A 6,856-nucleotide genomic window follows, 5' to 3' on the forward strand; every position below is an offset into this window, starting at 1 on the left:
TTATTACGTTTCATCTTCCTCCTGCTCGGAAAGTCTGGTCTATCCTGCTGATCATAACTCTACCCTGAAGCCAAAACACAAAGCATCGATATCTCAATTGTGAACGAGGTGTAAAGTGTGAAAATACGACACTCACTCTGGTTATGGCTATTGTGTTTAATAACACAATTCAGTTTTGCTGCGACGTATATGGGCAAAGGCCTGGATGATCTGGGTAACCCTGATCATCAATCTGATCAATTTCAGGATGTCTGGATAGATGAAGGCCCCTCAGATACTGTTAATTTTCCTGGTTTTCCTGCGTATTTAAAAACCAACCCACCTTCTTTTAAACTGGTTGATTGCCCCTTACAGGTAATGAAGGATCGTGGCTACAATCAAGCAATATGGGTTTATGGTGTCGTTTTCTTTGTTCACGATGAAATAGAACAGGAGCAGGCAGTCAATATCGCCAGGCTGTTTCACTTTGTTGTGAATAATACTGGAAGTGTGGCTTACCCCATGCTTGACAATAATGCTCCAGAAGGGGCTGCCCTTGTCTCAAGGTTGATTCATAACAATGTAGCTTTTGTCATTGCCTTGGCAGAAAGTGAAGAGACTGCGGAGCCTCTGATTGAGGAAGAGGAAACTGCAACATCTTTAACGCTCGACCTGGCGTCTCAAGGGCTGGTTGGTGCTCGTGAGGTGGCTCTGGGGCATGACTTCATTTTTGCAGAAATCGATGTAGAAAAGGAAAGTAAAATTCCGCTGCATTCGGCTCTGGGAAATATTGTAAAAACAGTGATGTCCTCATGGATTCTGAGGAAGATGGAGGAAGAGGGTGGTATTGCACAGCTTGCCAGTGACAAAGGAATGAGTAAGCTGTCAGCAATTCAATCTCTGGTTTTACAAGCCGATATGACGCTGGCTTTGACCAACGATGCAGCTGTATCGCCTCTTGACGAAATTATTTTAGAAATACTGAAGGTTCCGGCTTTCGCGAACTGGATGACTGCCCCGGTGCCATTTACTTTGCTTGATAATCTATCCCCCTCTATGATGCTGGGATGGTCTGCAATGGTCGAAGACCAGCCAGTGCTGGCAACGGTAACAACGTATCTGCAAAGGCAAGGTGTTGAGGGTGGCGATCTTGAAGCGTCGTTAATGATGAGTTGGCCCTGGAAGACAAAGGCCAAGATGGCATCTGAATGCCCAATCCTGGTAGATTTTTTGAAGAATGAAGTAAAACTGTCAACACAGATTCCGGCTGAAGTTTACGATGAGTTTTTGAAACCGGAGGAAACGGAGGTATCCAGAATGCCCTCGGCTGCACCTCCTCCCCCTCCCCCTCCCCCTCCTCCTCCTTCAGGTCCTGTAACTGTTAATAAGACCGACTAAGATAAGAGTCCAAATTACATTGCCCTTGTTAACACACAAGGGCAATGTAATTCCTTCCTGTTGTTTGTTTCTCTGATTGTTAGAAGGGAATAAGGCAGGGGATAACTACTTATACGTCTCGTTACAAGCTATCCGTTATTTTCGACTTCTCACACTTTGCAGTTGTCTGCTTAATCTCCAAAATGCCTGCGGCACTGGATAACAAGTTTTTAACGCTTGTTACGGCTTGCCGCATGCTATTACTGGAGATCACCGTCTAATGAATAACGCTTTCATTAAAAGCGTACTGGCCACTGCAGCGGCCTGTGTCATGTCTACAGCTGTCAGTGCGGCAGCTACCCAAAAGCTGAATGTTTACAACTGGTCCGACTATATTGCCGAAGATACTGTACCAGTGTTTGAAAAGCGTACCGGTATTGATGTCAATTATGACGTGTTTGACAGTAATGAAACCCTTGAAGGCAAACTGCTTTCCGGTCGTTCCGGCTTTGATATCGTAGCGCCGAGTATCGAATTCATGGCGGTGCAGATCAAAGCCGGTGCTTTCCAGAAGCTGGACAAAAGCAAGCTGCCTAACTGGAAAAACCTTGATCCCAAGTTGATGGCCAAACTGGCTGCCATTGATCCGGGCAATGAGTATGCGTTCCCTTATCTCTGGGGTACCACGGGCTTTGGCGTTAACGTCAAGAAAGTACGTGAAGTGCTTGGTGATGATGTATCACTTGATAGCTGGGACCTGGTGTTTAACCCGGAAAATATGAAAAAGCTGCAGCAGTGTGGTGTGACCTTCCTGGATGCACCGACCGAAATGTTTTCCCATACCCTGGCTTATCTGGGGCATGATCCCATGAGCGAGAAGAAGTCTGACTACAAAGAAGCAGAAAAGGTATTGTCTGCCGTCAGCCCGTATGTGAAGTACTACCACTCTTCCCGTTATATTACTGATCTGGCCAGTGGTGATATCTGTGTTGCAGTGGGTTGGTCTGGCGATATGTATATTGCCCGTGATCGTGCAATGGAAGCCAAAACCGGGAATGAGATTACTTATATTATTCCCCGTGAAGCCACCGGTTTGTGGTTTGATATGTTTGGTATTCCGGCCGATGCCCCGAATCCTGAAAATGCCTACAAGTTCCTGAACTATTTGCTGGAGCCGGCAGTTATGGCAGATATCACCAACTATGTGAACTTTGCCAACCCGAACAAGGAAGCAACCTCGCTGGTAAACAAAGATCTGGCCAATGATCCGGGCATTTATCCGAATGAGGAGCTGGCAGATATCATGTTCACTACTCGTGAGCTGCCGCCCAAAATTATTCGAACCATGACGCGTAGCTGGAACCGGATCAAGTCCGGCAGCTAGGTTCTGTTGACATAAGTTTGCTGCGCTCAGCCAAAGCGAGAGTTTTCGTGGCAAGACGCAACAGCGCCGGAATACTCATGTCTTTCAAGCTGTTGCAACGCCGTCCACGGAAGCTCTCGCTTTGGCCCTTCGGGTGGCCCGTAAAACTGCCATCCGACAGCGTTGGACTTATGCGAACATAGAACCACTATGTCCAGCACAAGCCCGCCTTGCGTATGACAGCTTTACGGGCCACTGAGTGCTGCAAACTTATGTCAACAGAACCTAATAGAAGTGTTGGGCTTCAGCAGGTTTGACTTGCTGAAAAACTCACTGTAGATATACCGCTCGGTTTGGTGCTGACCCCATACCGGGCGGTTTTGTTATATGCCCCTGTTTGGTACCGATCTTATAACAACTCAATGAGCCGGGTACGGCTCGATACCTTCATTAGTGGAGATGACCGATTGATGAAGAATGCTTTCGTTAAAAGCTTACTGGCGACAGCTGCAGCCTGTGTGATGACCTCTGCGGTAAGCGCGAAAGAGAGCCAGGAACTGAACGTTTATAACTGGACTGATTATATTGCTGAAGACACCATTCCTGTCTTTGAAAAACAGACCGGTATCGCAGTCAATTATGATGTGTTTGACAGTAATGAAACGCTAGAAGGCAAGCTGCTTTCAGGTCGTTCCGGTTTTGATGTTGTTGCGCCGACCAGTGAATTTATGGCCGTGCAGATCAAGGCGGGTGCATTTCAGAAGCTGGACAAAAGCAAACTTCCCAACTGGAAGAACCTCGATCCCAAACTGATGAAGCAGCTGGAAGCGATTGATCCGGGTAACCAGTATGCCTTCCCTTATCTGTGGGGCAGCACCGGTATGGGCATCAACGAAAAGAAGGTGCGTGAAGTGCTGGGCAAGGATATCCCGCTGAATAGCTGGGATCTGGTATTCAACCCTGAGAATATGAAAAAGCTGCAGCAGTGTGGTGTAGCCTTCCTTGATGCTCCGACTGAAATGTTCCCGCATGCGCTGGCCTATCTCGGGCTCGAGCCGCTCAGCGAAAACAAGAAAGACTACAAGGAGGCTGAAAAAGTCCTGTCTGCGGTTCGCCCGTATGTGAAGTACTTCCACTCGTCCCGCTATATTACCGATCTGGCCAGTGGTGAGATCTGTGTAGCAGTAGGCTGGTCCGGCGATATGTTGATTGCGCGTGATCGTGCAGAAGAAGCAGAAACCGGTCAGAAAATTGTTTACGTGACGCCAAAGGAAGGTTCCGGCCTGTGGTTTGATATGTTCGGTATCCCGGCGGATGCTCCGAACCCGGAAAATGCCCACAAATTCCTGAACTACCTGATGCGTCCGGAAGTGATTGCCGAAATTACCAATTATGTGTCTTACGCCAACCCTAACAGTGCGGCCACTGCCCTGGTTGATGCCGAGGTGCGTAATGATCCGGGCATCTATCCTGATGAAGAGACTGCCAGTGTCATGTTCACCTACCATGAACTGCCGTCCAGTATCATCCGGGTTATGACCCGTGGCTGGAACCGGGTTAAATCGGGCACCTGATCAGCTTGATCTTCTGGTTGTCGAAAGGCTCGACTGTCTGGTCGAGCTTTTTTTATGTTTAAACTGACATGTTCTGCTTCAAATACTCTTTGTATCCTAGTGTCTCTGCCAGCAGCATTTTTGAGCGCACAAAAATACCATTCCCGCGTGCAATTTCCCGTCCGTCACTATCATATGCAACGCTTTCAGCAATCCACTGACTACGGTTCCGGTTAACAACCCGGCCTTTGGCGATCATCTGGCCGCGACTGATCGGACGAGTGATATAGGTGGTAAAGGATGTTGTCAGAACAAATACTTCAGGCTCCAGAGAGTTCACGGCAAAAAAGGCCGCATCGTCCAACTCTTTGAAGTATACCGAACCGTGTGCTGCTCCGCCGCTGTGAAACAGCTTGCTATCGATATCAATAGTGATTTCAGCGGTACCTTCCTCGACAGTCATTTCAGGCAGATAGAACTTGTTCAGAGGTGCAGCCTGATACATTGCCTCAAGCGCACGATAGTGTTGCTCATTACTCATTTGTTTTACCTGTGATTTATTTTTGTTTTCAGGCAAGCGTAATGTTTTTACTGCAAATTATCGAGGCTGCCTTATGGGGCTTTTTCTTGTGTGAAATATTCACCGGGAGACTAATTTAGATGCAGGTGCTCCGGCTCTGTATTTCAAATAACTGAAAAACAGCTCCAATAAAACTGTCAGCTCAATAGCCGAAAGGCGAGGTTATTCGGTCATGGCGGACCTGTGGCTTCCATTCATTAAAGGGTTTGGCATCAATATGGGAATGATTTTCGCTATTGGTGCGACTAATGCGTTTGTGCTGAGGCAGGCACTGGCGCGTGAACATGTTTTTCCTGCTATTGCTGCGTGTGCCCTGGCCGATACTTTTCTGTTTATTTTGGCTGGATGTGGGATCGGAGCCTTGATCGAAAGACATGAAGGTATCAAGGCGGCTGCATTATGGTTTGGTGTACTTTTTTTACTGAGTTACAGCTGGAGGGTCTGGCACGAAAGACCGGATCCTCAAAAGTTGATGAACCCCGATTTGGAACATCAAACGACAGGGCTACGTACTTTTGGAATAGGTATCTGTCTGGCGCTTATCAATCCACAGGCAATTTTTGAGGTGATCGTCTTAATTGGTCTGCTGGCAGCCCAATACCCTTTATGGGAGCGCTGTGGATTTACTTTTGGCGGGATTGCGGCTTCGTGGGTATGGTTTCTGCTGTTTGGCTGGGGAGCATATCGTATGGCCCCTCTGTTAAATAATGCCAAAGCTTGGAGTTACCTTAATAGAGGAACCGCTCTGCTTATGTGTAGCATTGCGGTTTCCCTTGTTTTGCAATTCGGCTAGCACCAGCGCTGAATTATGGTGTTACAGACTCTATGCTATCGATTAAAAAGTGATCTTCTTTTGAATACCAGATAATTTCAAGATTCCACAGCTCCAGCACATGCCGGCGTCCGGGCCTTCTCTGTAAATAAGCAGGACGGGGATCCTGGCTGATAACCTGTTCGATCAATGCTTTTAATGGACGACCACGATCCGCTTCATAGTTTATACAGTATTGATCTGCTGCTGGAGAAAACTGGACGGGTACAAGCTCTGGAGCAACAGGCGCAAAACCTGTTTTGGCATCCGGAATGGAATCGCTGTAAGGCAAATAGGGCTTAATATCGAGAACGGGTGTGCCGTCCAATAAATCAACAGCGCCCAGCTCAATACTGCAGCTACCATTTGCTTCGCTAACACCTCGCAGCTCTACCACCGACATACCCATAGGGTTTGGTCTGTGAGTCGCACGTGTTGCAAAAACACCAATCCGGGTACTGCCTCCCAGGCGGGGCGGGCGAACTGTCGGGCGCCATCCTTCATCTGCAGTTTGATGGAAAACAAACTGGATCCAGAGATGAGAAAAGCCATTCAGACCTTTTAGAGCTTCAGGGCGGTTGTAAGGAGGTAGCAATTCCAAGGTTGCATGAGCAGCGGGGGCCAAGCCGGGCTGGCGGGGAATACCAAACTTTTGTTTGAAACAGGATCGAATATAGCCAATGGGCTCAAACTGGTAACTGGGCGGCAGCGTGCTATCCACGATGATTGTTCACTTGATAGGGAGATTAATAATTATGGCAATCATACGCTCTGATCCTGCTTAAAGATAAGTGCATCGTATATTGGCTTGAAGGTAGAAGGCGATCTTCAGGCATATAGATAGTGCTGGATAATATAAGACGGTTGACAAAGATCTGTTTCTGCGTAGAATGCGCTCCTCGTTGCCGGCCACATTGATTGATTCATAGCGAATCATTGAGTGACCGGATGTTGATTCAGGCGCTGCCAAACACGGTGCTTGACAACAAAAACGGTCGCGGTAAGATAGCGGCCTCGCTGAACGGGGTGACGCACTCTGAAGCATCAGCGAAAACTTCTTCGGAAGCTGTTCTTTAACAAGATAATCAAGTAATTCGTGTGGGCACTTGCTTGTAATGGATGAATAAAAGATTTTCATCGAAGCAAGTGTTGTTCGGAAATTTATTTCTGGATAATCACTCGATCAATTCAAT

At 47.5% G+C, this 6,856-nt stretch carries 6 protein-coding genes; 4 read left to right on the plus strand and 2 right to left on the minus strand.

Annotated features, from left to right (window positions below; all coding sequences use genetic code 11):
- Positions 1-189: 189 nt before the first annotated feature.
- The 3 genes from ACYZZ0_RS20320 to ACYZZ0_RS20330 all read left to right on the plus strand — a co-directional run bounded on the left by ACYZZ0_RS20320 (position 190) and on the right by ACYZZ0_RS20330 (position 4,293).
- Positions 190-1,377, plus strand: a complete 1,188-nt coding sequence (locus ACYZZ0_RS20320) for a hypothetical protein (RefSeq protein WP_461538493.1) — start codon at positions 190-192, stop codon at positions 1,375-1,377.
- Positions 1,378-1,636: 259 nt separating this feature from the next.
- Complete coding sequence (locus ACYZZ0_RS20325; protein ID WP_461538494.1) at positions 1,637-2,740, plus strand: polyamine ABC transporter substrate-binding protein; 1,104 nt, start codon at positions 1,637-1,639, stop codon at positions 2,738-2,740.
- 449 nt (positions 2,741-3,189) lie between these two features.
- Positions 3,190-4,293, plus strand: a complete 1,104-nt coding sequence (locus ACYZZ0_RS20330) for a polyamine ABC transporter substrate-binding protein (RefSeq protein ID WP_461538495.1) — start codon at positions 3,190-3,192, stop codon at positions 4,291-4,293.
- Positions 4,294-4,351: 58 nt separating this feature from the next.
- On the opposite strand, the gene ACYZZ0_RS20335 is transcribed toward ACYZZ0_RS20330, so the two are convergent.
- Positions 4,352-4,813 carry a PaaI family thioesterase gene (locus ACYZZ0_RS20335; protein WP_461538496.1) on the minus strand — a complete coding sequence of 154 codons (462 nt, stop codon included), beginning with the start codon at positions 4,811-4,813 and terminating at the stop codon, positions 4,352-4,354.
- A gap of 211 nt (positions 4,814-5,024) precedes the next feature.
- Here ACYZZ0_RS20335 and ACYZZ0_RS20340 point away from each other — a divergent pair, with 211 nt between their 5' ends.
- Positions 5,025-5,645, plus strand: coding sequence for a LysE/ArgO family amino acid transporter (locus ACYZZ0_RS20340; RefSeq protein ID WP_461538497.1), 621 nt, complete (start codon positions 5,025-5,027; stop codon positions 5,643-5,645).
- A 13-nt stretch (positions 5,646-5,658) separates the two neighbouring features.
- On the opposite strand, the gene tsaA is transcribed toward ACYZZ0_RS20340, so the two are convergent.
- Positions 5,659-6,384, minus strand: coding sequence for a tRNA (N6-threonylcarbamoyladenosine(37)-N6)-methyltransferase TrmO (gene tsaA, locus ACYZZ0_RS20345; RefSeq protein ID WP_461538498.1), 726 nt, complete (start codon positions 6,382-6,384; stop codon positions 5,659-5,661).
- Between the last annotated feature and the right edge of the window lie 472 nt (positions 6,385-6,856).

The sequence above is a fragment of the Spongorhabdus nitratireducens genome, assembly GCA_947387575.1.
Classification (GTDB): domain Bacteria; phylum Pseudomonadota; class Gammaproteobacteria; order Pseudomonadales; family Endozoicomonadaceae; genus CANDOC01.